Origin of the sequence: Actinoplanes sp. NPDC049599, from assembly GCF_044465625.1 — a bacterium.
Lineage (GTDB): Bacteria > Actinomycetota > Actinomycetes > Mycobacteriales > Micromonosporaceae > Actinoplanes.
This window is the reverse complement of sequence record NZ_JBITLX010000002.1, coordinates 254,835-281,225: the sequence shown is the minus strand read 5'-3', so window position 1 is coordinate 281,225 and position 26,391 is coordinate 254,835. Positions and strand designations below refer to the sequence as shown.

General features: G+C 72.8%; 23 protein-coding genes and 2 pseudogenes. 10 read left to right on the top strand and 15 right to left on the bottom strand.

What is annotated here, in order from left to right; translation table 11 throughout:
* Positions 1–127: 127 nt before the first annotated feature.
* On the top strand, positions 128–694 hold the full coding sequence (locus ACIBQZ_RS04475; protein WP_396087039.1) for a GNAT family N-acetyltransferase: 567 nt from the start codon (positions 128–130) through the stop codon (positions 692–694).
* Here the strand turns inward: ACIBQZ_RS04475 and ACIBQZ_RS04470 are convergent.
* The 3 genes and pseudogenes from ACIBQZ_RS04470 to ACIBQZ_RS04460 all read right to left on the bottom strand — a co-directional run.
* Complete coding sequence (locus ACIBQZ_RS04470) at positions 676–4,005, bottom strand: Hsp70 family protein (RefSeq protein ID WP_396087358.1); 3,330 nt, start codon at positions 4,003–4,005, stop codon at positions 676–678. The genes ACIBQZ_RS04475 and ACIBQZ_RS04470 overlap by 19 nt on opposite strands.
* A 119-nt stretch (positions 4,006–4,124) precedes the next feature.
* A pseudogene (locus ACIBQZ_RS04465) lies at positions 4,125–4,532 on the bottom strand (NUDIX domain-containing protein); the annotation flags it as partial.
* Between the two features lie 141 nt (positions 4,533–4,673).
* Positions 4,674–5,117 (bottom strand): annotated as a pseudogene (locus ACIBQZ_RS04460) (GNAT family N-acetyltransferase); the annotation flags it as partial.
* Between the two features lie 105 nt (positions 5,118–5,222).
* Here ACIBQZ_RS04460 and ACIBQZ_RS04455 point away from each other — a divergent pair.
* Complete coding sequence (locus ACIBQZ_RS04455) at positions 5,223–7,442, top strand: glycoside hydrolase family 9 protein (protein ID WP_396087038.1); 2,220 nt, start codon at positions 5,223–5,225, stop codon at positions 7,440–7,442.
* 10 nt (positions 7,443–7,452) lie between these two features.
* Entirely contained in the window at positions 7,453–8,007 is a 555-nt protein-coding gene (locus ACIBQZ_RS04450; protein WP_396087037.1) for a hypothetical protein, read from the top strand.
* A 199-nt stretch (positions 8,008–8,206) separates the two neighbouring features.
* Here the strand turns inward: ACIBQZ_RS04450 and ACIBQZ_RS04445 are convergent, their stop codons facing one another.
* Positions 8,207–8,776, bottom strand: coding sequence for a pyridoxamine 5'-phosphate oxidase family protein (locus tag ACIBQZ_RS04445; RefSeq protein WP_396087036.1), 570 nt, complete (start codon positions 8,774–8,776; stop codon positions 8,207–8,209).
* A 141-nt stretch (positions 8,777–8,917) separates the two neighbouring features.
* Here ACIBQZ_RS04445 and ACIBQZ_RS04440 point away from each other — a divergent pair, with 141 nt between their 5' ends.
* Both ACIBQZ_RS04440 and ACIBQZ_RS04435 read left to right on the top strand, forming a co-directional pair.
* On the top strand, positions 8,918–9,280 hold the full coding sequence (locus ACIBQZ_RS04440) for a metalloregulator ArsR/SmtB family transcription factor (protein ID WP_396087035.1): 363 nt from the start codon (positions 8,918–8,920) through the stop codon (positions 9,278–9,280).
* On the top strand, positions 9,277–9,756 hold the full coding sequence (locus tag ACIBQZ_RS04435; RefSeq protein ID WP_396087034.1) for an SRPBCC family protein: 480 nt from the start codon (positions 9,277–9,279) through the stop codon (positions 9,754–9,756). The genes ACIBQZ_RS04440 and ACIBQZ_RS04435 overlap by 4 nt, the downstream gene beginning before the upstream one ends.
* Before the next feature lie 383 nt (positions 9,757–10,139).
* Here ACIBQZ_RS04435 and ACIBQZ_RS04430 read toward each other — a convergent pair whose 3' ends face one another.
* The 5 genes from ACIBQZ_RS04430 to aceA all read right to left on the bottom strand — a co-directional run bounded on the left by ACIBQZ_RS04430 (position 10,140) and on the right by aceA (position 17,133).
* Positions 10,140–11,447, bottom strand: coding sequence for a DUF1996 domain-containing protein (locus ACIBQZ_RS04430; RefSeq protein WP_396087033.1), 1,308 nt, complete (start codon positions 11,445–11,447; stop codon positions 10,140–10,142).
* Between the two features lie 241 nt (positions 11,448–11,688).
* Positions 11,689–12,474: a pectate lyase gene (locus ACIBQZ_RS04425; protein WP_396087032.1), complete on the bottom strand. Its 786-nt coding sequence runs from the start codon at positions 12,472–12,474 to the stop codon at positions 11,689–11,691.
* 112 nt (positions 12,475–12,586) lie between these two features.
* Entirely contained in the window at positions 12,587–14,062 is a 1,476-nt protein-coding gene (locus ACIBQZ_RS04420; protein WP_396087031.1) for a mannitol dehydrogenase family protein, read from the bottom strand.
* Positions 14,063–14,242: 180 nt separating this feature from the next.
* A complete protein-coding gene (gene aceB, locus ACIBQZ_RS04415; protein ID WP_396087030.1) occupies positions 14,243–15,844 on the bottom strand; it encodes a malate synthase A in 1,602 nt (533 codons plus the stop codon).
* On the bottom strand, positions 15,844–17,133 hold the full coding sequence (aceA, locus tag ACIBQZ_RS04410; protein WP_396087029.1) for an isocitrate lyase: 1,290 nt from the start codon (positions 17,131–17,133) through the stop codon (positions 15,844–15,846). Before aceA ends, aceB begins: the two co-directional genes overlap by 1 nt.
* Before the next feature lie 130 nt (positions 17,134–17,263).
* Between aceA and ACIBQZ_RS04405 the strand changes: the two genes are divergently transcribed.
* Positions 17,264–18,769: a helix-turn-helix domain-containing protein gene (locus ACIBQZ_RS04405; RefSeq protein ID WP_396087028.1), complete on the top strand. Its 1,506-nt coding sequence runs from the start codon at positions 17,264–17,266 to the stop codon at positions 18,767–18,769.
* Positions 18,770–18,794: 25 nt separating this feature from the next.
* On the opposite strand, the gene ACIBQZ_RS04400 is transcribed toward ACIBQZ_RS04405, so the two are convergent.
* The 4 genes from ACIBQZ_RS04400 to ACIBQZ_RS04385 form a co-directional block, all read right to left on the bottom strand.
* A complete protein-coding gene (locus ACIBQZ_RS04400; RefSeq protein WP_396087027.1) occupies positions 18,795–19,406 on the bottom strand; it encodes a hypothetical protein in 612 nt (203 codons plus the stop codon).
* On the bottom strand, positions 19,403–19,597 hold the full coding sequence (locus ACIBQZ_RS04395; protein ID WP_396087026.1) for a hypothetical protein: 195 nt from the start codon (positions 19,595–19,597) through the stop codon (positions 19,403–19,405). Before ACIBQZ_RS04395 ends, ACIBQZ_RS04400 begins: the two co-directional genes overlap by 4 nt.
* Positions 19,598–19,653: 56 nt before the next feature.
* Positions 19,654–20,499, bottom strand: a complete 846-nt coding sequence (locus ACIBQZ_RS04390; RefSeq protein ID WP_396087025.1) for a polysaccharide deacetylase family protein — start codon at positions 20,497–20,499, stop codon at positions 19,654–19,656.
* A gap of 80 nt (positions 20,500–20,579) precedes the next feature.
* Entirely contained in the window at positions 20,580–21,881 is a 1,302-nt protein-coding gene (locus ACIBQZ_RS04385) for an EAL domain-containing protein (RefSeq protein WP_396087024.1), read from the bottom strand.
* Between the two features lie 220 nt (positions 21,882–22,101).
* Between ACIBQZ_RS04385 and ACIBQZ_RS04380 the strand changes: the two genes are divergently transcribed.
* The 4 genes from ACIBQZ_RS04380 to ACIBQZ_RS04365 all read left to right on the top strand — a co-directional run bounded on the left by ACIBQZ_RS04380 (position 22,102) and on the right by ACIBQZ_RS04365 (position 24,564).
* Positions 22,102–22,863: a lytic polysaccharide monooxygenase gene (locus ACIBQZ_RS04380; protein ID WP_396087023.1), complete on the top strand. Its 762-nt coding sequence runs from the start codon at positions 22,102–22,104 to the stop codon at positions 22,861–22,863.
* Positions 22,864–22,930: 67 nt separating this feature from the next.
* Positions 22,931–23,470, top strand: coding sequence for a DUF305 domain-containing protein (locus ACIBQZ_RS04375; RefSeq protein ID WP_396087022.1), 540 nt, complete (start codon positions 22,931–22,933; stop codon positions 23,468–23,470).
* Positions 23,471–23,518: 48 nt separating this feature from the next.
* Complete coding sequence (locus ACIBQZ_RS04370; protein ID WP_396087021.1) at positions 23,519–24,004, top strand: MarR family winged helix-turn-helix transcriptional regulator; 486 nt, start codon at positions 23,519–23,521, stop codon at positions 24,002–24,004.
* Positions 24,005–24,030: 26 nt separating this feature from the next.
* Positions 24,031–24,564, top strand: a complete 534-nt coding sequence (locus ACIBQZ_RS04365) for a GNAT family N-acetyltransferase (RefSeq protein WP_396087020.1) — start codon at positions 24,031–24,033, stop codon at positions 24,562–24,564.
* 6 nt (positions 24,565–24,570) lie between these two features.
* On the opposite strand, the gene ACIBQZ_RS04360 is transcribed toward ACIBQZ_RS04365, so the two are convergent.
* A complete protein-coding gene (locus tag ACIBQZ_RS04360; RefSeq protein WP_396087019.1) occupies positions 24,571–25,209 on the bottom strand; it encodes a response regulator in 639 nt (212 codons plus the stop codon).
* Positions 25,206–26,381 (bottom strand): sensor histidine kinase, encoded by a 1,176-nt coding sequence (locus tag ACIBQZ_RS04355; RefSeq protein ID WP_396087018.1) that lies wholly within the window; start codon positions 26,379–26,381, stop codon positions 25,206–25,208. Before ACIBQZ_RS04355 ends, ACIBQZ_RS04360 begins: the two co-directional genes overlap by 4 nt.
* Between the last annotated feature and the right edge of the window lie 10 nt (positions 26,382–26,391).

The following is a 26,391-nucleotide window of genomic DNA, read 5'->3' as shown; positions in this document are numbered from 1 at the left end:
GACCCGGGTCTGATCCCGGTGGAGGTGGGTGCCGGGCGGACCGGTCAGGCCCGTCCGGCACCGCGACCCCGCGCTTGTCCCGGGAAAGGTGCTTGCCGGGCGGCGGCGGGTCGTCGATCATCGGCCGATGGCCGTCGACTTTTCCGTCAAACCCACTCTCGTCGGCTCCCGGGTGGTGTTGCGGCCGTTCGTGGCCGGCGACCACCCGGCGATCTGCGAGGCACTGCGGGACCCCGAGGTGGTGCGGCTCACCGGCAGCCAGCCGATCGTCTGGGACGCGGCCGCCGAGCAGAAGATGCGCGAGTGGTACGACAGCCGCGCCGACCAGCCCGACCGGCTCGATCTCGCCGTCGAGGAGCGGGCCACCGGTGCCTGGGTCGGCGAGGTCGTGCTGAACAAGTGGGACGCGCGGCACCGGAGCTGCAACTTCCGGACCATGTTCGGGCCGCACGGCCGGGACCGGGGGCTGGGCACCGAGGCGGCCCGGCTCATCGTCGGCTACGGCTTCGAGCAGCTGGGCCTGCACCGCATCGAACTCGAGGTCTACCCCTTCAACCCGCGCGCCCGGCGGACGTACGAGAAGGTGGGCTTCGTGGCGGAGCAGGCGCTGGACCCGCCGGAGGGGCCGGCGGGCACCACGGTGATGGCGATCCGGGCCGACGAGTGGCGGGCCGATCAGGACCAGCAGGGGTGACCCTCGCGGGCGTCGCCCTTGGTGAGCGTCTTCTCCTCGGAGCCGTCCGCCTTGACGATCACGATCTTCGGCTTCTCCAGCACGCCCCGGGTGAAGGCCAGCCAGCTGCCGTCCGGCGACCAGGACGGATCCATCTCCCGGGACTTGTGGTCGGTCAGCCGGCGGGCGCCCGAGCCGTCGCTGCCGATCACCCAGATGTCCGAGTTGTCGGTGCCGGTACCCCGGGTGTAGGCGATCTCCGAGCCGTCCGGTGACCAGGCCGGGTCGACGCCGGGCCCGCTGGCACCGTCGGTGATCTGCCGGCCCGGCTCGTCGGGTTTGTCCACATCGAGCACGAAGATCTGCCGCTGCCCGCCCTTGTACGCCCAGTAGGCGATCGAATCGCCGTCGAGCGACCAGGCGGGGTCGTCCTTCTTGCCGGGCGCCCGGGTCAGCTGGGTCGCCTTCGACTTACCGATCTCGATGATGAAGATCTGCGGGCTGCCGCCGACCACGCGCATGAACGCGAGCTTGCTGTCGTCGGCGGACCAGGCCACCCGCCCGTCGGTGACGTTCTCCACGACCTTCTCGGAGTTCGTGCCGTCGGCGTCCATCACCCAGATCGTGCTGCCGCCGCCCGGCTGGTAGCGGGTCAGCGCCAGCCGCTCACGGTCGTGCGACCACTCCGGCAGCACGTCCCGGCCGGTGTTGGCGACCTCGGTGCGGCCGGGCTGCCCGGGGGTCAGCAGGAACACCCCGGACTTGCGTTCCGGCGGCAGGCCACCGCCGGTGTCGACGCGGATCAGCATGGTGTCGGTCGGGTACGGCGCCGCGCTGACGGACGGTGACGCCGGCGGCCGTGACGCCGGGTTCTGCGCGCCGGTGCCGCCCTTCTTCCCGTCACCCCGGTTGAGCGCGACCAGGATCGACGTACCGGCGAGGATCGCGAGCGTGAGCACGCCGACGAGCACGAGCACCCGGCCGCGCCGCTTCGGCGACGGCTCGTCCGGCCCGGCCGCGGCCGGCGGATAGTGGACCGGCGGGCCGGGCGTGAAGGGCGCGGTCCGCTGGGCCGCGGCGGACGCGAAGACCTGGCTGGTCTTCTCGGGTACGGCCGCGGCGCCGCGCTGATATGCCACCGATGCGGCCGAATTGTGCACTGTCCCGCCGCTGACCGGTCGGTTCCCGGGTGGGCCGTCGCTGACTGGCCGGTTCCCGGGTGGGCCGTCGCTGACTGGCCGGTTCCCGGGTGGGCCGTCGCTGACCGGCCGGTTCCCGGGCGGGCCGTCGCTGACCGGCCGGTAACCGGGCTGGCCGCTGTTGCCGGGCGTGACCTGCGTGGGCCGCGCATCCTCGGTGATCTTGGGCGCGACCCGGGTGGCCGCGGTGTCGAGGGGAGCGGGCTGCGCGGGGACGCCGTTGTGCGGCCGGACCGGTCGATTGTCGACCGTGGTGCGGGAGCCGCCCGGGGAGGTGGCATCCCGGCGCTCAGCGGGCGCCTGACGGGCCGGCGGGGGTGCCGCGGACCGAGGACGGTGGGTGTCCGGACCTGCCGTGCCGCCGGCTGTGGTGGCTGCGGCCCTGGTCTCGGTAGCGGCCGACCCACCGGCCGGGGGAGCGACGCGCGCCGGGTGGGCGGACTCGCCCAGGGCGGGAGCCTTGACGCCGGCTGCGGCACCGGCAGCGGCGCCGGCTGCCGATCCGCCAGCGGCCGGAGTCGTGACGCCGGTCGCGGCGGTGGACTCGCCCAGGCCGGGAGCGCGGACGCCGGCCGCGGCCTTGGGCCTGGTGGGGGCCGGGGTGGTCGTGCTCGTGGCATCCGGATCGGCCGTGGCCCCGGCCGGGGCCGGGGACCTGGCGCCTGGGGCGGCGAGGGCTTGCTGGCCCGCGTCGGTCGCGGTCCCGGAACCAGCGCTCGCCATCGCGCCGGTCGCGTCGGTCGCGGAAGACCCGGCCACAGTCGTGCCGGTCGCGGTCGCGCTGGTTCTGGAGGGCGTGGTCGCGTGGGTCGCGGGTGGCCCGCTCGCGGTCGGCCCGCTCGCGGAGGGCGCGGTCGCGGTCGGCCCGCTCGCGGTCGGCCCGCTTGCGGTCGGCCCGCTCGCGGACGGCCCGCTCGCGGACGGCCCGCTCGCGGAGGGCACAGTGGTCGCGGCCGTGGAAGAAGCGATCGGTCCGGTGGTGGCGGGCGCCGCGGAAGATGCGGCCGGCGTGTTCGAGGGCCGAGCCGCCGGCAACGGCGCGACCGCCTCGGCGAACGGCGAGACCCCGCCGGTGATCAGCGCCGTGGAGACCGCCGCCCCCATCGCGATGCTGTGCTCCGGGTGCGGATCCGCCACCACCGGCCGCTCGAACGCCGTCGACAGCAGCTGGCTGATCAGCGGGATCCGGGACGAGCCGCCGGCCAGCAGCACCGCGTCGAGCTGGTCCGGCGTCACCCCGGCGCCGCGCAGTGCCCGGTGCATCGCCGCCACCGTGTCGGCCAGGGCCGGGGCGATCATCGATTCCAGTTCGGAGCGGTTCAGCCGGACCCGGGTGTGCACGCCCGGCAGCGCCACCGGGATCATCACCTCGGTGTCGAACGACAGCGCCTCCTTGGCCTCCACGCAGTCGCGGCGCAGCCGGGCCAGGGCCGTGACCACCTCCGGCTCGTTCGGGTCCAGGCTGTCCAGGCGGCTGCCGAGCACCCCGAGCACGTGGCCGAAGACCGCCTCGTCGAAGTCGGCCCCGCCCAGCTGCTCGATGCCCTCCGGCTCGCCGAGCAGCTGGAAGCCCTCGCCCTCGCGGCGCAGCACCGCCGCGTCGAACGTGCCGCCGCCCAGGTCGTAGACCGCGACCGTCTCACCCGGAGCGATCCGCCGGGCGGTCGCGTGCTGCAGCGCCGCCGCCTCGGGCTCGGTGCGCAGCAGCACCGGGCCGGTGTCGGCCAACCGCAGCGCCTGGTCGAGCTGTTCGCGCTTGTAGGGGCCCCAGTTCGCCGGGTGGGTCACCGTCAGCACGGCGGGCGGGCCGTCCTGGAGCTTGATGACCTCGTCCAGGACGTGCCGGAGCAGCTTGGCGGTCAGCGCGTGCGCGGAGAACGGCACGCCGCCGGCCAGGATCGGCACCGGGTCGCCGATCCGCCGCTTGAACTCGCGGGCCAGCCGGCCCGGCTCGGCCTGCCCGCGGCGCTCGGCCGCCTCGCCGATCAGCAGCCCGCCGTCGGGGCGCACGAAGACCAGCGACGGGATCTCGGCCCGGCGTCCGCCCAGCCGGACGATCTCGATCCGCCCGTCCACGCGGACCGCCGCCGCTGTCTGGGTGGTGCCGAGATCGATCCCCAAGCCGTACTGCATCGCCACAGCTGAGACCTTAAGGGCAGCGCGCTACGCCCGGCACCGCCGGACGGCCGGTGTCGCGGGTGGTTCCGCCCAGGTCACCCCCTACCGGTACGCCCACAGCGAGCCGACCGTGGTCATCCCGACGGGTGACCGAGGCGGTACAAGGTCAGCGCCGCCAGCGAGGGTGCGTCCACGACGAGCCCGCCGCGGATCGCCTCGGCCACCTCGTCGTCGGTGAACCGGCGGTGCACCATGCCCTGCTCACCGGCCTCCCGGTCCGGCTCGCCCGGGGTCAGCCCGGTCGCCAGGTACACGTCGAAGCCCTGGGTGGCGTAGCCGTACGCCTCGTACAGGTGGCCGAGGTGGGTGAGCTCGGCGGCGCGCAGCCCGGTCTCCTCGGCCAGCTCGGCGCGGGCCAGCTCGGTGGCCGTGCCGGTGGCGCCGTGACCCCAGCTGCCCTGCGGGAACTCCCAGGCGCGCCGGCGTACCGGATAGCGGTACTGCTCGACCAGCCAGAACCCGTCCGCCCAGCGGGGGAGCACCAGGGCGGAGTCGGGTTTCTCGACGACGCCGTAGATGCCGGGTGTGCCGTCCGGGTGCCGGACGGTGTCCTCCCGGACGGTCATCCACGGGTTGCGGTACACCTCCCGGGTGCCGGTTTGCTCGGTGTGGGTCCGGCGCTCCATGATGTGCCCGGTCGCGGTGAAGCTTTTGTTGCCCACCAGCGGGCCCGTCCGGGTTTCCCGCACAACGAAGCCCTCGCTGCGGTACAGCGCCAGCGCCGCCGGGTTTCCGTCGAGGACGGTCACCTCCGCGCGCCCGCCGGCGTGGCCGAGCGCGTGCCGGAGCAGGGCCCGCCCGATGCCCCGGCGGTAGTGTGCCGGGTCCACGTAGAGCCAGGTGATCTCATTGCCGTCCAGGGCGACGAAGCCGGTCACCCGGCCGCCGGTCTCGGCCACCCAGAGCAGCCCGTCGAACAGGCCCTCGCCCTCGGCGGTCTGCGCCAGGGTCAGGAAGGCGTCCAGGCCGGCGGAGTGGCGCAGCTCGTCGAGCCGGGCGGCGTCGTGGATGCGGGCGATGGCGTCCCAGTCGAGCTCGTCGTATGCACGGATCAACACGCCCGCCATCGTAGGCAGGGCGGATCACCGAACGTTTCGCACGTGTTGACAGGTCGTGACGGAGGGATCAACATATCTGAACTGACTGATGGAAGCGCTCCCAAGGAGACCTTCGTGATCCGTACCCTCGGCGCCGCCGCCCTTCTCGTGGCCGGTCTGCTCGCCGTTCCCGCCGGTCCGGCGGCCGCCGCCGACGAGGTCGAGCAGGTGGTCAACGGCGGTTTCACCGCCGGCACCGACCCGTGGTGGTCGACCTCCGGCATGCCCATCACCCTGCGCGACGGCAAGGCCTGCGTGGACGTACCCGGTGGTACGACCAACCGATGGGACGCTGCCGTCGGTCAGAACGACATCGATCTCGTCGCGGGCGAGACCTACCGGTACTCGTTCACAGCCAGCGGCGATCCCGATGGGCATGTCGCCCGGGCGATCGTGGGGCTCGCGGTCTCGCCGTACGACACGTACTTCGAGGCGTCGCCGGCCCTGACCGTCTCGGGCGACACGTACTCGTACACCTTCACCTCGACCGTGACCACCGCGCAGGCGCAGGTCGCGCTCCAGGTCGGCGGCAGCGCCGACGCCTGGGGCCTGTGCCTGGACGACGTCTCGCTGGTCGGCGGCGTGCCGCCGGAGGTGTATGTGCCCGACACCGGGCCGCGGGTCCGGGTCAACCAGGTCGCCTACCTGCCGCGTGGGCCGAAGAAGGCCACGGTGGTCACCGAGGCCACGGCCCGGCTGCCCTGGCAGCTGAAGAACGCGGCGGGCGCCACCGTCGCGCGTGGCTGGTCGGCGCCGCGCGGGGTCGACGTGTCGTCCGGGCAGAACGTGCAGACGATCGACTTCTCCGGCTACCGCAAGCGCGGCACCGGCTACACGCTGGTCGCGGACGGTGAGACCAGCCGGCCGTTCGACATCGACGCCGCCGTCTACGAGCAGCTGCGCGCCGATTCGCTGAAGATGTACTACACCCAGCGCAGCGGCGTCGCGATCCGCGAGGACCTCCGCCCCGGCTACGCCCGCCCGGCCGGTCACGTCGACGTCGCGCCGAACCTCGGCGACGGCGCGGTGCCCTGCCAGGCCGGCGTCTGCGACTACCGGCTGGACGTCACCGGCGGCTGGTACGACGCCGGCGACCACGGCAAGTACGTCGTCAACGGCGGCATCTCCACCTGGGAGCTGCTCAACCAGTACGAGCGCACGGCCGAGCCGAAGAAGCTCGGCGACGGCACCCTGGCCATCCCGGAGAGCGGCAACAAGGTCCCGGACCTGCTCGACGAGGCCCGCTGGGAGCTGGAGTTCATGCTCAAGATGCAGGTGCCGGCCGGGCAGCCGCTGGCCGGGATGGTGCACCACAAGATCCACGACGCCAACTGGACCGGCCTGCCGCTGCTGCCGCACCTCGACCCGCAGCAGCGTGAGCTGCACCCGGTGTCGACCGCCGCGACGCTGAACCTGGCCGCCACCGCCGCGCAGGCCGCCCGTATCTACCGCCGCTACGACCGGGTGTTCGCCGCCAAGGCACTGGCCGCGGCCCGCACCGCGTACACCGCGGCGCTGGCCGAGCCGGCCCGCTACGCCCCGGCCTCCGACGGCAACGGCGGTGGCGCCTACAACGACGACAAGGTCGACGACGACTTCTACTGGGCCGCCGCCGAGCTCTACCTGAGCACCGGCGAGAAGAAGTACGCCGACGCCGTGCTCGCCTCCCCGGTGCACACCGCCGACATCTTCGCCGCCGGCGCCTTCGACTGGGCGAGCACCGCCGCGGCCGGCCGGCTCGACCTGGCCCTGGTGCCGAACAAGCTGCCCGGCCGCAACAAGGTCCGCGCCTCGATCGTCGCCGGCGCCGAGAAGTACCTGGCGATCCAGGCCGCCCACCCGTACGGCGTCCCGTACGCCCCGGCGAACAACATGTGGGACTGGGGCTCGAACAGCCTGATCCTGAACAACCTGGTCGTGGTGGCGTCGGCGTACGACATCACCGGCCGCGACAGGTTCCGCGCCGCGGTGTACGAGGGCATGGACTACCTGCTCGGCCGCAACGCCCTCAACCAGTCGTACGTGACGGGCTACGGCGAGGTCAGCTCGCACAACCAGCACAGCCGCTGGTACGCCCGCCAGCTCGACGCCAACCTGCCCAACCCGCCGCGGGGCACGCTGGCCGGCGGCGCCAACTCCTCGATCCAGGACCCGTACGCGCAGAGCAAGCTGACCGGCTGCGTGGGCCAGTTCTGCTACATCGACGACATCCAGTCCTGGTCCACCAACGAACTCACCATCAACTGGAATTCGGCGCTGGCCTGGGTCGTCTCGTTCGTCGCCGACCAGAACTAGACTGCGTGGCGTGATCGACGTCGAGAGGCCCGTCTGGCTTCTCGACGTCGACGGCGTCGTCAACACGACCACCCCGGGCTGGGGCGCCGCCCCCGGCGGCTCGCTGGTGTGGTCGGGGGCCGACAACATGTCGTACCTGTTGTGCTGGGCGCCGCTGCTGGTCGACCGGATCCGCGCGCTGCACACCGGCGGCGCGGTCGAGGTCCGCTGGTGCACCACCTGGTGCCCGGAGGCGGAGCGCCTGGAGAGGCTCTGGCAACTCCCCGAGCTGACCCGCGCGCTGGACGCCGACCCGATGCCCCGCGGCGCGGAATGCTGGCCGCTCAAGCTGGCGGCGGCCCGCGACGTGCTGGCCGAGGGCCGCCGGCTGATCTGGACCGACGACGAGGCCCTGCCGCCGCCGGGCCCGGAACGCGACGCGCTGACCGCGGCCGGCCGGGCGTTGCTGATCGCGCCGCGGGCGGCGCGCGGCCTGCAACCGGCCGACCTGGACCTGATCGAGAAGTTCGCCGCGGGCCGCCGCCTGCCGACCCACCGCGAGCCGGGCCGCCACCGCCTCACCTGAGCCGGGCCGCCACCGCCTTACCTGAGCCGGGCCGCCACTGGCTTTCCTGGGCCGGGCTGCGACCGGCTTTCCTGGCCGCGACCGGCTTTCCTGAGCCGGGCCCCGGGTGGGCGTCCTCGCGCGGAGCGCTGCGCTGGTCGGCGCGGCCGGTTCCGCCCGGGTGAGCGTCCGGATCGGCCGGTCCGGCGCGCCCGCACCGTCATGGCCGGGACCGGCACGCCGGCTCGGGGACGAAGTAGTCGCTCTTCTTCGGTTGTTCCGCCGCCGCGGACCGCCCCCGCTGCCGGGGGATCTCCACCAGCCGCGGGATGTGCCGCGCGCAGTGGATGTAGGCCTCCTGCACCCGGGCGACGACCCACAGCCGGGCGCGCCGCCCCGGCGGGGTGTCCGCCTGGCCGCCCGGGTCCTCGACCAGCTCCGCCGTGCCGTTCACGTGCAGCCCGATGACCTGGTCGAAGTCCATGAAGAGCAGCCCGACCCGGGGATTCTCGGTGATGTTGCCGAGGCTCGCCATGACACCGTTGCCGCGGTACTCCGGCCAGCTGAGGCGCCCCCGGTCGAGCACCCGGACGAACCCCGGCGGCCCGGCCCGGAAGGTGTTGTCGCAGTCGCCGCGCACGTCCGCGGTGGCGAGGAAGACCATGGTCTGCCGGCCGATGAAGGTCTGCATCGTGTCGTTGAGATGGTCCAGGGTCTGGCGCGCCTGGAACGCGTCTGCCTGCTGCCGGGTGCCGAGGGTGTCCTGCAGTTGTCGCTCGCCGCGGTTCATGAAGGCCTTCCTGCCGGCGGTTACGTCCTGCCCCGTGCCGCCCAGTGTCACACCGTAGTCATGCAATTGCACAGTGTTGCAACTTGCATGATCGGCGGGGCTCACTTGCTTGACGCGTAACATACTGGTTACGCTTCCGGCGTGGACGAGGTGGCGGGCGCGATCGCCGATCCGGTGCGGCGGGAGATCCTGCTGATGCTGCGCGACGAGCCGCGCTCCGCCGGGCAGATCGCCGACCGGTTCGCGATCAGCCGGCCGGCCGTCAGCCGGCACCTGCGCGTGCTGCGCGAGGCCGGCCTGGTGCGTGACACGGCCGACGGACGCCGGCGGGTCTACACGCTGGTCACCGCGCCGCTCGACGAGCTGGCCGGGTGGCTGGGCCGGCTGACCCGCCCGTCCGGTTGGCAGCACCGCCTCGACGCGCTGGAGACCGAGGTCTACCGCACCCGCCGGGAGCGGCAGACGGCCGCCGGAGAGCAGAATTCGCAGAAGGAGACCGCATGAGCCCGACACCGACCGGCCGACTGTTCGGCACCGACCTCGTGCTGACCCGCACGTTCCGCGCCCCCATCGCCGACGTCTGGGCGAGCCTCACCGACCCGGAGCGCACCGCCCGCTGGTTCGGCCCGTGGGAGGGTGACGCGGCGCCGGGCACCACCATCAAGGTCCAGATGGCGCACGAGGAGGGCCGGCCGTGGATGGACATGACAATCGACGCGTGCGAGCCGCCGCGCCGGCTGGCCATCTCCAACGTGGACGAGCACGGCAGCTGGCATCTGGACCTGGTGCTGGCCGAGTCGGCCGGCGTGACCGAGCTGCTGTTCACCCAGCACCTGACCGGCACGGAGAACGTCGGCGAGGTCGGTCCGGGCTGGGAGTACTACCTGGACGCGTTGGTGGCGGCGCGCGATGACCGGCCGATGCCGAGCTTCGACGACTACTACCCGGCGATGAAGGACCACTTCGAGGCGCAGCGTTAGGTGGTGGCGCTGGGACGGTGGGGGCCCCCGGCCCCCACGTGGTGGCCGGCCGCCGAACTTCAACGCCGAGCGGTACGAGGACCGCGACCAGGTAGAACGATCCTTCAACCGGCTCAAGCAGTTCCGGGCCGTCGCAACGGTAACCATCGCCTCAATCATGATCTGGCTCCGCGCGAGACCGACCGCCCGACTTTCGCCATTTCTGGATCACGGTCTCCCCGTGACCCAGCCCTTTGCCGGGTTCGTCCGGTATGCGGGGTTAGCCCTTGGAGGGTGTGTGGAGGTTGAGGGGTTCATTCCAGGAGGAAAGGGGCGTGAGTGGTGGACCTTGTAGCGGTGGGGTGTGGCTGGAACGTTTTAGCTCACCAAGATCTGCGGGAAGGCTAGGCGGAGAAGGGGTCGTAGCTGGTGTTGTTGCAGGTTCGGCGTTGGGCGATGCAGTTTCGGACGCGCTGGTTCATTGCGTTCACGTCCCACATCGCGAAGGCGTCGCCATGCATCGACGAGGCGCTTCGGCCCGTCGGGTCCGAGGACAGGTAGTAGCCGCCCTTCGTGCCCTTGGCGCCGTACGCGATGTCGAAGGTCAGGGCCGGGATCCGCACCGGGTGGCCGGCCGGGCAGCCCGCGTCGGTGCCGAAGGTCACGTGTTCCTTGTGGTGCGGGCTGTCCAGGTGCTTGCCGTCCCAGCAGTCCGGGAACTGCAGCATGAAGTGCAGGCTGGCCGGTTCGCCGCAGATCGGCCAGTTGCCGTTGTCGCTGCGGGCGTAGCCGTTGATGTCGCCGGGGCCGTAGAAGGCGCAGTAGAACTGGCCCTGCGCGCCGCGCGGGGTCGGCTGCTTCTTCTTGGCGTCGCCGGCGACCATGCGCAGGCCGTTCGGCATCGGCCGGACGCCGTCCGAGTTCTTCCGCAGCGAGCGGTAGTAGACCCGGAAACCGGTGGTCTCCACCGGCTTGTCGGTCGCGGCCTCGTAGAGCGTCGGCACCCAGTAGGCGGAATGGTCCACGACCGGCTTGCAGGTCGTGGCGGTGAACTTCTGCAGGTCGGCGGCCTCGGTGTGCGCGTCGACGGCCTTGTTCCCGACGAACGAGTGCATGTGCGACGCGCCGGGCAGGCCGGGGAAGACGATCGGGTCGTCCGCCTTGCGGTGGCTGTAGCGGCAGTCGGCCCGGAATTCCGGCAGATTGCCCGCGTCGCCCGCCGGTTGCGCCTTGGTGGCCCGGTACTTGGCGACCTGCGCGTCCCAGGCGGCCGGGTCGATCGGGAGCCAACCGGCCCTCGGCGCCATCCGGGTGGCGGCGGGTGAGGGCTTCGTGGCGGCCGGCGAGGGCCTGCCGGAGACGGGCGCGGAGGCCGGAGCCGTGGCGGCGGGCGGCGCACCGGCAGCTGTCGCCGGGCTCGACGGCGCGGCCACCGGCTGCTGGCGGGCGGACGCCCGGGTCAGGCTCACCGACACCACGATCGCCGTGATCAGCGCGGCGGTCCCGATGGCGCCGGCGGCGGCCACGGCCGGCCCGCGCCGGGCATGCGTGGCGGTCCCGATGGCGCCGGCGGCGGCTGCGGCCGGCCCGTGCCGGGCATGGGCGGCGGTCCCGACGGCGCCGGCGGCGGCCACGGCCGGCCCGCGCCGGGCATGGCGGCCGGGACGCGCCGGCGGGCCGGTGGCGGGCTCGTGGGACGTGGCAGGCGGCACAGTGACTCCCCAACTGGCGGAACAAGCAAGCCGGCCGGATCGTGCGGCCGCCGGAATGGTAGGCAGGCCGCACGTGCGCCCGACAGGCGCTTAAGCCGCAAGAAAGGATCTCTGTCCGTCAGGACAGAGTTCGCCGGAACCGACCGGAAAAGTGTTAGCGGCGGCCCGGATCCGCGTCCCCTGCCGCCGCGGGGCCGGGCCGGCGCGGGGAGGCGCCGGCCCGGCTGTTCCGGGGGAGCGGTTACTTGTACGTGATGTCCGAGGCGCTGAAGAGGCAGTTCTTGCCGTCCGCCCCGGAGCCCGTCTTCGGCGGCTCCGCGCCGGTGTTGTTGCCGGTGAAGCGGTCGCAGATGCTGATCTTCTTCTTGCTGTCGCCGACGATCGTGATGCCGGAGAACTTCGCGGTGTCGCCGTAGTTGGTGTTGATGCCGGCCAGCGACTTGCCCGGCGCGGTCACGGTGATGTTCTGCAGCACCACCGCCCGCTTGTACTGCGTCTTGCAGTTGCCGCACGAGCGGTACAGCTTGCCGAAGTCGCTGACCTGGAAGTTCCTGACGGTCAGCGTGCCGCCGCCGTTGTGCTGGAACACCTTGTCGGAGGCCGACTTCGCGCCGCCGCCGTCCACCGTGTACCGGGCCGATGTGCCGCCCTTGAACGTCGCCGCGTCCTCGCCGACGTCCTCCCACCAGACGTTGACCAGCGTGCAGGAGCCGCTGCAGTGCACGCCGTCGCCGGCCGGGGCGCCGATGATGACGTTCCTCAGCGTGGCGCCGTCGGCCAGCTTGAACATCGGGTCCTGGCTCTCGCTCTGGCCGCCGTCGCCGATGCCGAAGTAGCGCTTGAGGCCGCCGTCGAAGGTGCCGGTGACGTTCGTGGTGGCGCCGACCTTCACCAGGCCGGTGGCGGACGGCCAGGCGGCGGCCGAGGCGTTCTGCGTGAAGGTGACCGCGGCGACGCCGAGGCCGCAGGCCAGCGCGGCCGCGATGGCGCCGGCGCGGAACCGCCGGAGACGGGCGGCGAGGGGCATGGGGGAGGACAATGAAGTGCCTTTCCGGTAACGGAAACAATGCCGACCATTGGTGGCCGTTCCGGGGCACTTTGGTTGCCGCGTCGCGCGAAATTTCTCCGGGTTGCCGGCCTCAGGCGCCGGCCAGCTCCTCGAGCGTCGCCCGTGCGCCCTTGAGGTGCAGCGAGGAGAGCACCGACCGGTACGTCGAGACGAACCGCTCGTTGTCCACCAGGGCGCCGAACAGGTCCCGGTCCGCGATGAAGGCCAGCGGATCCTCCCGCTGCCGCCGGGCCGCCGCGGTCAGCCTGTCGCCGAGCCGGTCCACGACCTCGATCGGGTTGCCCTGCTCGTCGACGCCCTCGGCGTACCGGGCCCAGCTGGCCACCACCGCCGTGGACCGCAGGATCTCGCCGCCGGTGTCCAGGTTGTGCCGGATCACCGGGAGCAGCCACTTCGGGATGCGGTCCGAGCTCTCCGCGCAGAGCCGCGCCACGGTGTCGCGGACCTGGTCGTTGGAGAACCGCTCGATGAGCTGGTGCCGGTAGGCGTCGAGGTCGATGCCGGGCACCGGCTCCAGGGTCGGGGTGGCCTCGCGGTCCATGTACGCCAGCAGGAAGCGGGCGAACAGCGGGTCCTGCGCGACGTCGTGCACCAGCCGGTAGCCGGCCAGGTAACCGAAATAGCAGAGCGCCTGGTGGCCGGCGTTGAGCAGCCGCAGCTTCATCAGCTCGTACGGCTCCACGTCCGCGACCACCTGCACGCCCGCCTCCTCGAACGGGGGGCGGCCCTGCGGGAACGCGTCCTCCAGGGCCCACTGGGTGAACGGCTCGCAGACCACCGGCCAGGCGTCGGCCACGCCGTACCGCTTGCGGACCTCGGCGCGGTCGTCGTCGGTGGTCACCGGGGTGATCCGGTCGACCATGCTGTTGGGGAAGGCCACGTGCTGCTCGACCCACTCGCCCAGCTCGGCGTCCCGCAGGGTGGCGAACGCGACGAAGCTGCGCCGCGCGGCGTGCCCGTTGCCCTGGATGTTGTCGCAGCTCATGATCGTGAACGGCGGCAGCCCGCGCTCGCGCCGCCGGGCCAGCGCGGCGGTGATCAGCCCGAAGGTGGTCCGCGGCGCGGTGCCGGGCTGCAGGTCGTGCTGGACGTCCGGGTTGTCCGCGACGAAGTGGCCGGTGACCGCGTTGAAGTTGTAACCACCCTCGGTGATGGTCAGCGAGACGATCCGCACCTCGGCCGAGGCCATCTTCTCGATCACGGCCTCGGGGTCGTCCGGGGCGAACAGGTACTCCTTGATCGCGCCGATCACCCGCGCCTCGAGGGTGCCGTCGGGCGCCTTGACGACCAGCGTGTAGAGGCCGTCCTGGTCCCGCATGACCTCGGCCATCCGCCGGTCGGCCGGCATCACGCCGACCCCGCAGATCGCCCAGTCCAGCGCCTGGCCGACGGCCATCAGGCGGTCCAGGTACATCGCCTCGTGCGCCCGGTGGAAGCCGCCGACGCCGAAGTGCACGATGCCGGTCCGCAGGGCGTCACGGTCGTACTCCGGCACCGGCAGGGCAGCGGCCAGGGACGGCAGGTTCTGGGTCTTGAGCGGCAACATCGGCGTGTCCTCCCAGCGCTGCTGACGGGCTTGACGACCCAGCATGTCATCCCGGAAGGCCGCCCGCCGGGCCCGGCGCGACGCAAGCTTTCTCACCGTCCGTCAACACGGGCACACGGGCCGCACAAACGGGCACGGCCCGGCGGCGCATCGCCACCGGGCCGTGCCCGTTGCTCCCAGTCAGGCCGGAACTGTCGCCGCCGGCGTCACACAACCGCCGGTCATGTGCCGCAGGTACGCGGGCAGAGTGAAAAATTCCGGGCAGGTGCGCTCGGTGAGCAGCACCGTCAGCAGCGTCCGCGCCTGGCCGAAGCACCGGGCCGACTCCTCGTCCAGGGCGCCGGTCTCGGCGAGCACGTCGAGCTCCTCGCGCAGCATCCGGGTCACCAGGCCGCCGGTCACCGGCACGCCGTAGTCGGTCGGGGTGCCCGTCGAGATCCACTGCCACAGCTGGGTGCGGCAGATCTCCGCGGTCGCCGCGTCCTCCATCAGCCCGCCGAGCGCCACCGCGCCGCGCCCGCCCAGCCACGCCGCGACGTACCGCAGCGCCACGCTGACGTTGGTGCGCAGCGCGACCTCGCTGACCGTGACCGCGCTGGACTTCACGTCCAGCAGCTCCTTGGCGGTGACCCGCACGTCCTCGCGCTTGCGCACGATCTGGTGCGGCTCGAAGCCGAGCCACTGGTCGAAGACCTCCCGGCAGGTCTCCACCAGGCCCGGGTGGGCCACCCAGGAGCCGTCGAAGCCGTCGCCGACCTCGCGCCGCTTGTCCTGGCGGACCTGGTTGAGCGCGCGCTTGGCGGCCACCGGGTCGCGGCTGGGCACGACCGCGGCCATCCCGCCGATCGCGTGGGCGCCGCGCTTGTGACACGTCTTGACCAGCAGCTCCGTGTACGCCCGCATGAACGGCGCCGTCATCGTCACCTGCGAGCGCTCCGGCAGCACCACGTCCGGCCGGTTCTTGATCATGCTGAACAGGTAGTCCCAGCGGCCCGCGTTGAGTCCCGCCGAGTGCTCGCGCAGCTCGTACAGGATCTCCTCCATCTCGAAGGCCGCCGTGATCGTCTCGATCAGCACCGTCGCCCGGATGGTGCCGCGCGGGATGCCCAGCAGCTGCTGGGCGTAGACGAACACGTCGTTCCACAGCCGAGCCTCGAGGTGGCTCTCCAGCTTCGGCAGGTAGAAGTACGGGCCGCTGCCGCGGTCGATCTGCTTGCGGCCACAGTGGAACAGGTACAGCCCGAAGTCGAACAGCGAGGCGGAGACCGCCCGGCCGCCGATCCGCACGTGGCACTCCGGCAGGTGCCAGCCGCGCGGCCGCACCATGATCGTCGGCAGGTCGGTGCCGACCTTGTACTCGCGGCCGTCCGGCGCGGTGAAGTCCAGCTTGCCGTCCAGCGCGTCCCGCAGGTTGCGCTGGCCCGAGACGACGTTCTCCCAGGTCGGCGAGGTGGCGTCCTCGAAGTCGGCCATCCAGACCTTGGCGCCGGAGTTGAGCGCGTTGATCGTCATCTTGCGCTCGGGCGGCCCGGTGATCTCCACCCGCCGGTCCATCAGGTCCTCGGCCGGCGGCGCCACGGTCCAGGTGCCGTCGATCCGGATCTGCCTGGTCGACTCCAGGAAGTCCAGCTCGGTCGTCCGGGTGGCGCGGCGGCGCCGGCGCCGGTCGAGCAGCTGGACCCGTCGCGCGCCGAACTCTCGGTCCAGCGCCACGACGAAAGCGATCGCCTCGGGGGTCAGGATGTCGGGGTGGTCGGACGGGGCGACGGTGACAGGTTCCATCAGAACTGCTCCGCTTCGGTCGAGCCGGACAGCGCGGTGGTGGAGCTCTCGGGGTTCAGCGCGGTGGAGACGGCGTCGAAGTAGCCGGTGCCGACCTCGGCCTGGTGCTTGGTCGCGGTGTATCCGTGCGCCTCGGCCGCGAACTCGGCCTCCTGCAGCCGCACGTACGCGCTCATGCCCTCGGTCGCGTAGCCCTTGGAGAGCTCGAACATCGAGTGGTTGAGGGCGTGGAAGCCGGCCAGCGTGACGAACTGGAACTTGTAGCCCATCGCGCCGAGCTCCTTCTGGAACCGGGCGATGGTGGCGTCGTCCAGGTTGCGCTTCCAGTTGAACGACGGCGAGCAGTTGTACGCCAGCATCTTGTCCGGGTGCACCTTGTGCACGGCCTCGGCGAACGAGCGGGCGAACTCCAGGTCGGGCTTGCCGGTCTCGCACCAGATCAGGTCGGCGTACTCGGCGTAGGCGACACCGCGGGCGATCGCGGCGTCCGGGCCGCTGCGCACCCGGAAGAAGCCCTCGGCCGTACGCTCGCCGGTGAGGAAGGGCTTGTCCCGCTCGTCCACGTCGGTGGTGATCAGGTCGGCCGCCAGCGCGTCGGTGCGGGCGATGATCAGGCTGGGCACCCCGGCCACGTCCGCGGCGAGGCGGGCGGCGTTCAGGGTGCGGATGTGCTGGGCGGTCGGGATCAGCACCTTGCCACCGAGGTGGCCGCACTTCTTCTCCGAGGCCAGCTGGTCCTCCCAGTGCACGCCCGCGGCGCCCGCGACGATCATGGCCTTCATCAGCTCGAACGCGTTCAGCGGCCCGCCGAAGCCGGCTTCCGCGTCGGCGACGATCGGGGCCATCCAGTCCCGCTCGTGCCGGCCGGCCGCCGTGTCGATCTGGTCGGCCCGCAGCAGCGCGTTGTTGATCCGGCGCACCACCGCCGGCACCGAGTTCGCCGGGTAGAGGCTCTGGTCCGGGTACGTGTGCCCGGACAGGTTCGCGTCGGCCGCCACCTGCCAGCCGGACAGGTAGATCGCCTTGAGCCCGGCCCGCACCTGCTGCACGGCCTGGCCGCCGGTCATGGCGCCGAGCGCGTTGATGTATTCCTCGTCGTGCAGCAGCTCCCACAGCCGGCGGGCGCCCCGCTCGGCCAGGGTGTGCTGCTCCTGAACGCTGCCGCGCAGCTTGACGACGTCGTGCGCCGTGTAACTGCGGGCCACGCCCAGCCAACGGGGATCGCCGGCCCACGCCCGAGTGAGGTCCGCGGCGGTACCGCCCCTGACTTCGGTCAGCTGATCAGTCATGTGATTGCCCTTCCGTGCTTTTGCGCTGTGGTGCTGCGGTGGCAGAACTTCACTCTCACGGAGTGCGCAAGGTCTTCTCCAGGCAAATGTGAGCAGAAGAAACGCGAATATTCTGCTACCGTCAAAAGCCGTGACCGCTTCCGAACTGACCCGCGGCGGAAAACTGAATGTCAACCCGCCGGAGGATGTTGATCTCGTGACCCTCGGCCAGCGCCTCCGGCACCAGCGCCGGGTCAAGGGCCTGACGCTCGACCAGCTCAGCGCGGCGGTCGGGCGGGCACCCTCGCAGCTCTCGCTGATCGAGAACGGCAAACGCGAGCCCAAGCTCAGCGTGCTGCAGGCCATCGCGGGCGCGCTGGGCGTACCGATGCAGGACCTGCTGCGACCGGAGGCGCCGAGCCGGCGCGCCGGGCTGGAGATCGAGCTGGCCCATTTCCAGCGGGAGCCCGCCTACCAGGCGCTCGGCCTGCCGATGGTGCGCGGTGGCCGGCGGCTGCCGGCCGACGCGCTGGAGTCGCTGATCGGGCTGCACGCCGAGCTGACCCGGCTGCTCACCGAGCAGAGCGCCACCCCCGAGCTGGCCCGGCGCGCCAACCAGCAGCTGCGCATCGAGATGCGCGAGCGGGACAACTACTTCGACTACATCGAGCTGGCCGCCGCCAAGGTGCTGGAGTCGGTGCGGCACACCACCGGGCCGCTGTCCCAGCGCGGCATCCTGGACATCGCCGCCCACCTCGGCTTCTCGCTGCACTACGTGAGCGACCTGCCCGGCTCGGCCCGCTCGGTGACCGACCTGCGCAACCACAAGATCTATCTGCCGCAGGTGGCCAGCGGCAAGGGCCACGACCCGCGCGCGGTGGTGCTGCAGACCCTCGGGCACTTCGTGCTCGGCCACCACGACCCGGCCGACTACGGCGACTTCCTGCGCCAGCGGGTCGAGGTCAACTACTTCGCGGCGGCGCTGCTGATGCCGGAGAAGTTCGCCACCGACTTCCTGCGCGACGCCAAGGCCGACCGGGCGCTGGCCATCGACGACTTCCGGGACGCCTTCGGGGTGTCCTACGAGACGGCGGCGCACCGCTTCACCAACCTGGCGACCCACCACTTCGGCATCCCGGTGCACTTCGCCCGGGTGCACGAGAGCGGCACGGTCTACAAGGCGTACGAGAACGACGACGTGCGCTTCCCGACCGACGTGACCGGCGCGATCGAGGGCCAGCCGGTGTGCCGCAAGTGGGCCTCCCGGACGGTCTTCGCCGCCGACGACCCGTACTCGTCGTTCTACCAGTTCACCGACACCGGCAAGGGCACGTACTGGTGCACGGTGCACGTGGAGTCGACGCGCTCGGGGGAGTTCTCGGTGACCGTGGGCACGCCGTACCAGCACGCCCGCTGGTTCCGCGGCGGCGACACCACCCGCCGTACGGTGTCGACCTGCCCGGACCCGACCTGCTGCCGGCGCCCGCCCGCGGAGCTGGTCGAGCGCTGGGGCGGGCAGGCCTGGCCCAGCGCCCGGGTGCACTCGCACCTGCTGGCGGCGCTGCCCCCGGGCACCTTCCCGGGTGTCGACGCCCAGGACGTCTACGAGTTCCTCCAGCGCCGCGCCCAGGACCGGCCCAGCCAGGCGCCTTCCTGACCGGGGCTGCCCGGGCGCCGACCGGTCAGGCCCGGGCCGGGCGGACGCGGGCGGTGCCGCGGGCGTGCTCGGGCTCGGCGGCCCGGGGGACCGGGACCCCGCCGCCGAGCCGGATGATCAGCGGGGCGTCGACGAGGTCGCTGCGGCGCAGCAGGGTGCGCTGCGCCCAGGACAGCTCGACGTCGGCCGTGCAGCGCCCGATCCGCACGTGGGCCAGGCGGCCGGCCCGGACAGTGGCGGCCAGGCCCTGCACGGTGAACGCCACGCACAGGGTCAGCCGCAGCTCGTACACGCGCTCGCGGTCGACGAGCACGTCGAGGTGCGGCTCGGAGACCACCTCGACGCGGTGGTCGTCGAGCGCGACCAGGCGGGTCACGTCCGGCTCGGCGGCGGTCTCCCGGGCGGCGTCGATCAGGCGGTGGTAGCCCATCAGCCCGGAGAGCAGGATCGCGCCGAGCTCCTCCTCGAGCAGGCCGCCCGTGGCCGTGGCCAGCTCCGCGGCGAGCGCCCCCCGGGCCGGGTCGGACAGGGGCCGGCCGATCGCGCTCAGCACGGATTCCATCGGCCCGCCGTGGGTGAGCTCGTGGGTCAGCGCCGCGTCGTCCGCGCCGAGGAAGGCGCGCAGGTGGGCGGTCATGACGGCGCCTCGGTGATGGTCACCCGGCTGGGCGCCGGGCGGCGGCGCACGGAGAGGGTGATCTCCGGGGCCGGCCCGCGGGGCGTGACGACCGTGGTGCGCGCGCCGGGCGTCACGACCACCCTGACGTGCCCGCGCAGCCAGCGGCGGCCCTTGGACAGACGGAACAGCCCCGACCCCATAGTGACCATCTCCCTGGGGTCACTATGCCCGCGTCCCGGGCTCCCAGGCAGTGTTCAGTCGTATATCAGCTCGGGATGTACTCCTCCAGCAACGCCGGGGTCAGCCCGGCCCGGTGGATGGCCCGCAGCGCCGCCAGGAAGTCCTTGACGAACGCGGGCCGGAAGTGCATCAGGATGATGTCGCCCGGCTTGACCCGGCGGCCCTGCTGGTAGCGGACCTTTCCCTTGTGGACGGTCTCGGTCCACATGAAAGCGGCCTTGATCCCGCAGTCCCGGGCGGCCCGCAGCGTGGTGGCGTCCTTGGTGCCGAACGGCGGCCGGAACAGCACCGGCCGGCGCTGGTAGCGGGCGCCGAGCCGGTCCGCCGAGCCGCAGATCTCGTGGCGCTGGCGGGCGTACGGGCGGCCCCGCAGCTCGGTGTGGGTGATCGTGTGCGCCTCGATCACCGCGCCGTGCTGCCGCAGCCGCTCGAAGTACGGCTCGTCGTCGCGGATCGCGTCGGTGGTCAGGAAGAGCGTGACCGGGACCCCGGCGGCCGCCAGCAGCTTGGGCGCCTCCGGCGACTTGAGGTAGCCGTCGTCGATGGTGATGAACGCGACCGGCTGCCGGGTCGGGATCCGCGACAGGTACGGCACCCCGGCCGACTTCGGCAGCACGATCGGCTGTGCGGGCGGCGCCGGCGGGAAGACCGGGATGTCGTCGGAGGTCCAGCCCTTGCCCTTGACCGGCGGGGTGGGCCGGCTGACCGGGGCGGCCCGGTGCTCCGTCGGCGTGGCGGGGGAGCCGGCAGGCGAGACCGAGGTCGAGGCCGAGGCGCCGGGTGGTGACGGCGGATCCGTCGGGGGCGAGCAGGCCGCCAGGGGCAGGACGAGGAGGGCGGCGACAGCGGTGGTCAGGGCTCGGCGGGACATCGACAAGATCACATGGGCAAGCTAGGAAACCCCCGCAACCGCGCACCGCAGGCAAATGCCCGCACACCGTGACGACGGTGTCAGATCGCCAGCAGGTCCGGGAGCGTGCGGGGCCCGGTCGGCGCCAGCCAGTGCACCAGCGAGCGGGCCGCCGCGACCACCAGCGCGCGGTCGTAGGTGGTGGCGAACTCGAACCGCCGTTCCGCCTCCGGCCCCTGGTCGCCCAGGTCGCGGGCGACCAGCGCGGCCGCCTGGTGCGGGCCGACCAGCAGCACGTTCCACTCGCCGCGCAGGGCGTCGCCGGCCGCGAAGTGCGCACCCCGGACGCCGGGCGCGGGCTCGTCGCTCAGGTCCATGCCGAGCGCGGCCACCAGCGGGCTGCGCTGCGCGATCGCGGTGTACCGGCGTGCCGTCGCCGCGGTGAAGTGCCGCGCCTCCTGGAAGCAGGCGAGCAGCACGGGCGGCTGGTGGCTGTCGCGGGCCAGCGACTCGAGGTACTTGCTCATCGGCATCAGCGTGGCCTTGCTCGTCACCGTGGTCGGCCGGTGCGCCGCGACGATCTCGAACGGGGTCGCGGCGGTCCGGTCGACGGCCGGCGGCGGCAGCAGGGCCAGCCGGCCCGTCACCGGCTCGGGGACGGCGGGCAGGGGGCCGGGGCGCCCGTACAGCCAGCCCTGGCCCACGGTCGCGCCCATCGTGCGGGCGATGTTCTCGTGCGCCGCGGTCTCGATCCCCTCGGCCAGCACGGTGGCCCCACTGGCCTCGGCGTACGCGGCGACGGCCGCGACCACGTGCGCGGTGTGCGGGTGGTCCGGGGCGTGCAGCAGCTGCATGTCGAGCTTCACCACGTCCGGCTGCACGAACGGCATCAGTGCCAGCGACATCGGCTCCGCGCCCACGTCGTCCAGGGCCACGCCCCAGCCCGCCGCCCGGCAGCTGGCCGCCGCCGCGAGCAGCCCGGACGGGTTCGCCGCGATCGCCCGCTCGGTCATCTCGGTGACCACCCGCAGGCGGCGCTGCGCCAGGGCCACCACCGGCGCCAGGTCGTCCGGGCAGGGCGTGCCCCAGGCGGTGGGCTCCATGTTGACGAACAGGGTCAGTTCCAGGCCGGCGTCCAGCGCCGCCCGGTAGGCCGAGGCCCGGCACACCCAGTCGAGCTCGCTGTCGCGCCCGGCCGCGCGGGCTGCCGCGAACAGTGCGACCGGCGACTCCCAGGGGGTGCCGGCCGGGCCGCGGCTCAGCGCCTCGTAGCCCAGCACCCGGCCGGAGGCGATCTCGACCAGGGGCTGGAAGACGGAGGTCACCGCGCGGCGGTCGATGACGTCGTGGATGTCCGGCACTCCGTACTGATCGGCGGGAAGCGCCGGAACCTGACGAAACACCGCGCCATCGGTGGGGCGCGGTGCCGCAGGGATCGAAAAACTTCGTTAGCTCTATTTACTGTTAACAAGCTTTAACTTAAGTTGGGCGTACCGCCGACGGAGCTTCCATCCATCGGGCGATATCGATCCACTCCGGGATGCTCCGGCGCGGTCTCGATCCTGCCCGCGGCAGGCCGGGTCCCCCAGTCCGGCCTGCCGCCCCCATGAAGAGGAGCGCTTCATGAGAAGAAGAGCCACCCTGCCGCTGCTGACCGTCGCCACGGTCGGCGCCTCACTGTTCGTCGCCGTGGCACCGGCCTCGGCGCACGGTTACATCTCCTCACCGCCCAGCCGGCAGGCCAACTGCGCCCGCGGCGCGGTGGCCAACTGCGGCGACATCGTCTACGAGCCGCAGAGCGTCGAGGCGCCCAAGGGCTCGACGCAGTGCAACGGCGGCGGCAGCCGCTTCGCCGTGCTCAACGACAACAGCCGCAACTGGCCGGCCACCACGGTCGGCTCGTCCGTGACGTTCAACTGGGTGCTCACCGCCCGGCACTCCACCAGCACGTGGGAGTACTTCATCGGCGGCACCCGGCTGGCCTCGTTCAACGACGGCGGCGCGCAGCCCGGCGCCACCAAGTCGCACACGGTCAGCATGGGCGGCTTCACCGGACGGCAGACCGTGCTGGCCCGGTGGAACATCGCCGACACCATCAACGCGTTCTACTCCTGCGTGGACGTGAACATCGGCGGCGGTGGCGGCACCCCGCCGCCCACCACTCCGCCGCCCACCACTCCGCCGCCGACCACTCCGCCGCCCACCCAGCCCACCACGCCGCCCACCACCCAGCCGCCGGCCGGTGGCACCTGGCGGGCCGGCACCGCGTACGCGGTGGGCAACGTCGTCACCTATGGCGGCGCCTCGTACAGCTGCCGGCAGGCGCACACCGCGCTGGCCGGCTGGGAGCCGCCGAACGTGCCGGCCCTCTGGTCCCGGATCTAGTCACCCCGGCGGGCGGGTCCACGGCCACCGGCGTGGACCCGCCCGCACCACCACCGGAGGGGGTTCCGTGCGCCGTCTCGCCGCCGCCCTGCTGATGCTGCTCGCGCTGGCCGGCTGCGCGGCCGGCCCGGCGCCCCCGCCGCCCGCGTTCAACGCCACCGACGTGATGTTCCTGCAGATGAGCCTCGACTACATCCGCCAGGGCGACCAGGTCGTCGAGCTGGCGGAGCGGCGGTCGGCCGATCCCCGGGTGCGCGCGCTGATCACCGAGCTGGGCGGGCAGTGGCAGACCGAGGCCGGCACCATGCAGCGCTGGCTGACCGGCTGGCAGCAGCCGCCGTCCGCGGACCCGTCCGCGGGCGCCCACGCCGGCCACGGCGACCCGCACTCGCTGCGCCCGGCCGACCTCGCCGAGCTGGCCGCGGCCCGCGGGCCCGACTTCGACCGTACGGCGGTGAGCCTGCTCCTGGGCCACCTGCACAACTGCGTCGAGGTGGCCCGGATGGAGGCCACCGGCGGGCAGTACCCGCCGGCCAAGGCGCTCGCCGAGACGATGACCACCCGGCGCCAGGCGCAGATCCAAGGCCTGCTCACCCTGGCGGCGTAGGCCGTTCGGCCCTGCTTGAAGCTTCAAACCAGCGGTACGATGGGGTCCGTGACCGACGACCCTCGCTGGCTCAGCACCGATGAGCTGCGGGCCTGGCTCCCGCTGGGCGGCCTGCTCCTGAAACTGCCCGCGGCCCTGGACGCGCAGATGCAACGGGACTCGGGCCTGAGCCACTTCGAATACCTGGTGCTCGCGAACCTCTCCGAGGCGCCGGAGCGCACCCGCCGGATGAGCGCCCTGGCGGCCCTGGCCAACGGCTCGCTCTCCCGGCTCTCGCACGTGGTCAAGCGCCTCGAGGCGCGCGGCTGGATCGAGCGCCGGGCCTGCCCCTCCGACGGCCGCTACACCAACGCGGTGCTCACCGACGCCGGCTGGGAGAAGGTGCTGACCAGCGCGCCCGGTCACGTCGAGGCCGTCCGTACGCTGATCCTGGACGCCCTGTCCACCGCGGAGCTGGACCAGCTCGGCGCGGTGGCCCGGCGCCTGCTGGAGCGGCTGGAGCCGGGCGACGCCGCCGGCGCCCTGCCGGGCTGACCGCCGCGCCCGATACTGTCGCGGACATGGCTGATCTCATCGCCCCCACCGCCCGGCTGCACGGCTCCTGGCTGCGGTCGCGTGACGACTGGGGCCGCGGCGTGCACCAGGACGGCGCGGGCCTGCGCCCCGAGGACGACGTGGACAGCGCGGACGGCTTCGCCGCCTGGGTGCGCCGGCTGCTGCGGGAGAGCGACCCGGCCACGCTGCTGCCGGCCGGGCTGGTGCACTGCACGTACTGGTGGATCGTCGAGGACGACGAGGTGCTCGGCGCGATCGCGCTGCGCCACGAGCTCAACGACTTCCTGCTGCGGGCCGGCGGCCACATCGGCTACGGGGTACGGCCGTCCGCGCGCCGCCGCGGCCTGGCGTCGTACGCCCTGGGCGCGGTCCTGCCGCACGCCGCCAAGCTCGGCCTGCCCCGCGTGCTGGTCACCTGCACCGTGGACAACGAGGGCTCGCGCCGCGTCATCGAGCACAACGGCGGCGAGCTGGAGGACATCCGCGACACCGAGATCGGCCGGCTGCGCCGCTACTGGATCCCGCTCCCGGCGGCGTAGGCCCGCTCAGCCGACCAGCCGGCGCTCCCAGGCCCAGGCCGCGATCTCCACCCGGTTGCGGGCGCCGAGCTTGGTCTGCACGCTGCCCAGGTGGGTCTTGACCGTGCCCACCGAGATGAACAGCTGGGTGGCGATCTCCGCGTTGGTCAGCCCGCGGGCGGCCAGCTTGACCACGTCCAGCTCCCGCGGGGACAGCCCGCCGTCGTCGCCGGTCGGGGCCGGCGGGGAGAGGTGTTCCAGCAGCCGTACGGTGATCGACGGGCTGATCAGCGCGTCCCCGGAGACCGCCGCGCGCACCGCCTCCACCAGCAGCGCCGGGCCCGAGTCCTTCAGCAGGAAGCCGGCCGCGCCGTTGCGCAGCGCCTGGTGCACGTACTCGTCGAGGTCGAAGGTCGTCACGACGACCACCTTGATCGGGTCCGCGACGCCCGGGCCGGCCAGCAGCCGCAGCGCCTCCAGGCCGTCCATCCGGGGCATCCGGATGTCGAAGAGGGCGACGTCCGGCTTGAGCCGGCGGGCCATCGCCACCGCCTCGACGCCGTCGGCGGCCTCGCCGATCAGCTCCATGTCGGGCTGCGCACCGATGATCATGCCGAAGCCGGTCCGTACCATCGCCTGGTCGTCGGCGATCATCACGCGGATCACCGCGTCACCTCCTGGTCGAGCGGCAGGGCCGCGTCGACGACCCAGCCGCCGTCGATGCCCGGCCCGGCGGTGATGCGACCGCCGACCGCGCGGACCCGTTCGGTCAGGCCCACGAGACCGTACCCCGGCTGCTCGCGCGGCAGCGCGGCGCGCGGCGGCGCGCCGTCGTTCGCCACCCGGACCAGCAACCAGTCCGGGGTACGGCGCACCCACACGTCGGCGACCCGGGCGTCCTTGGCGTGCCGGCGGATGTTGGTCAGCGCCTCCATCACCACCCGGTACGCCGACGTGGACACCTCCACCGGGACCCCCACGGTGCTCCCGTCCACGTGCAGCCGGGCGAGCACGTCCCCGGCGTTGCTGAACTGCTCCAGCAGCGGGCCCAGCTCGTCCACCCCGGCCAGCGGCGCGAGCGGCGCGTCCGGCCGGGCGTCCGGGTCCCGCAGCACCCCGACCATCCGGCGCATCGACGCCATCGTCTCGGCGCCGGCCGCCTCGATCTGCTCCAGCGCCAGCAGCACCCGCTTCGGGTCCTGCTCGGCGATGAACCGCGCGCCCTGCGCCTGCACGACGATGCCGGTCACGTGGTGGGCGATGAAGTCGTGCAGGTCCCGGGCGAACTCGGCGCGCTGCTCGGCGCGGACCGAGTCCATCGCCCGCAGCCGGGTCGACTCGATCATCCGCAGGTAGACCGCCAGCGCGATGACCGCGGTCGCGACCAGGCCCAGGGCCAGGCCGGCGATCACGTAGTCGGCGCTGAGGCCGGCCCGCAGCGGGATGAAGCCGATCGCCATGCCGAGCAGCAGCACGGCGCCGACCGCCCACCGGACCTCGGCCCGGCGGCAGACCACGAACAGCACCGCGAGCAGCCCGACCGTCTCGGCCAGGCCGAAGCTGCCGCCGAGCCCGGCGGACAGGCCGCCCAGGCCGATGGTCAGGAACAGCGAGAACCCGGCCAGCACCATGGCGGCGCGCGGCAGCCGTACCGAGCCCTGCCGGTGCGGGGGGAGCCAGACCGCGGCCGTCGCCAGCGCGCCGACGACCATGACGAGGGCCAGCAGCGGCCCGCCGCTCTCCATCGCGGCGACGAGGTCGACCAGCCCGAACACCCCCATCACGAACAGGGTGGTGAGCTGCCCGCCTCGGCGGATCATCTGGGGTCGCGTCAACATCGTGACCCAG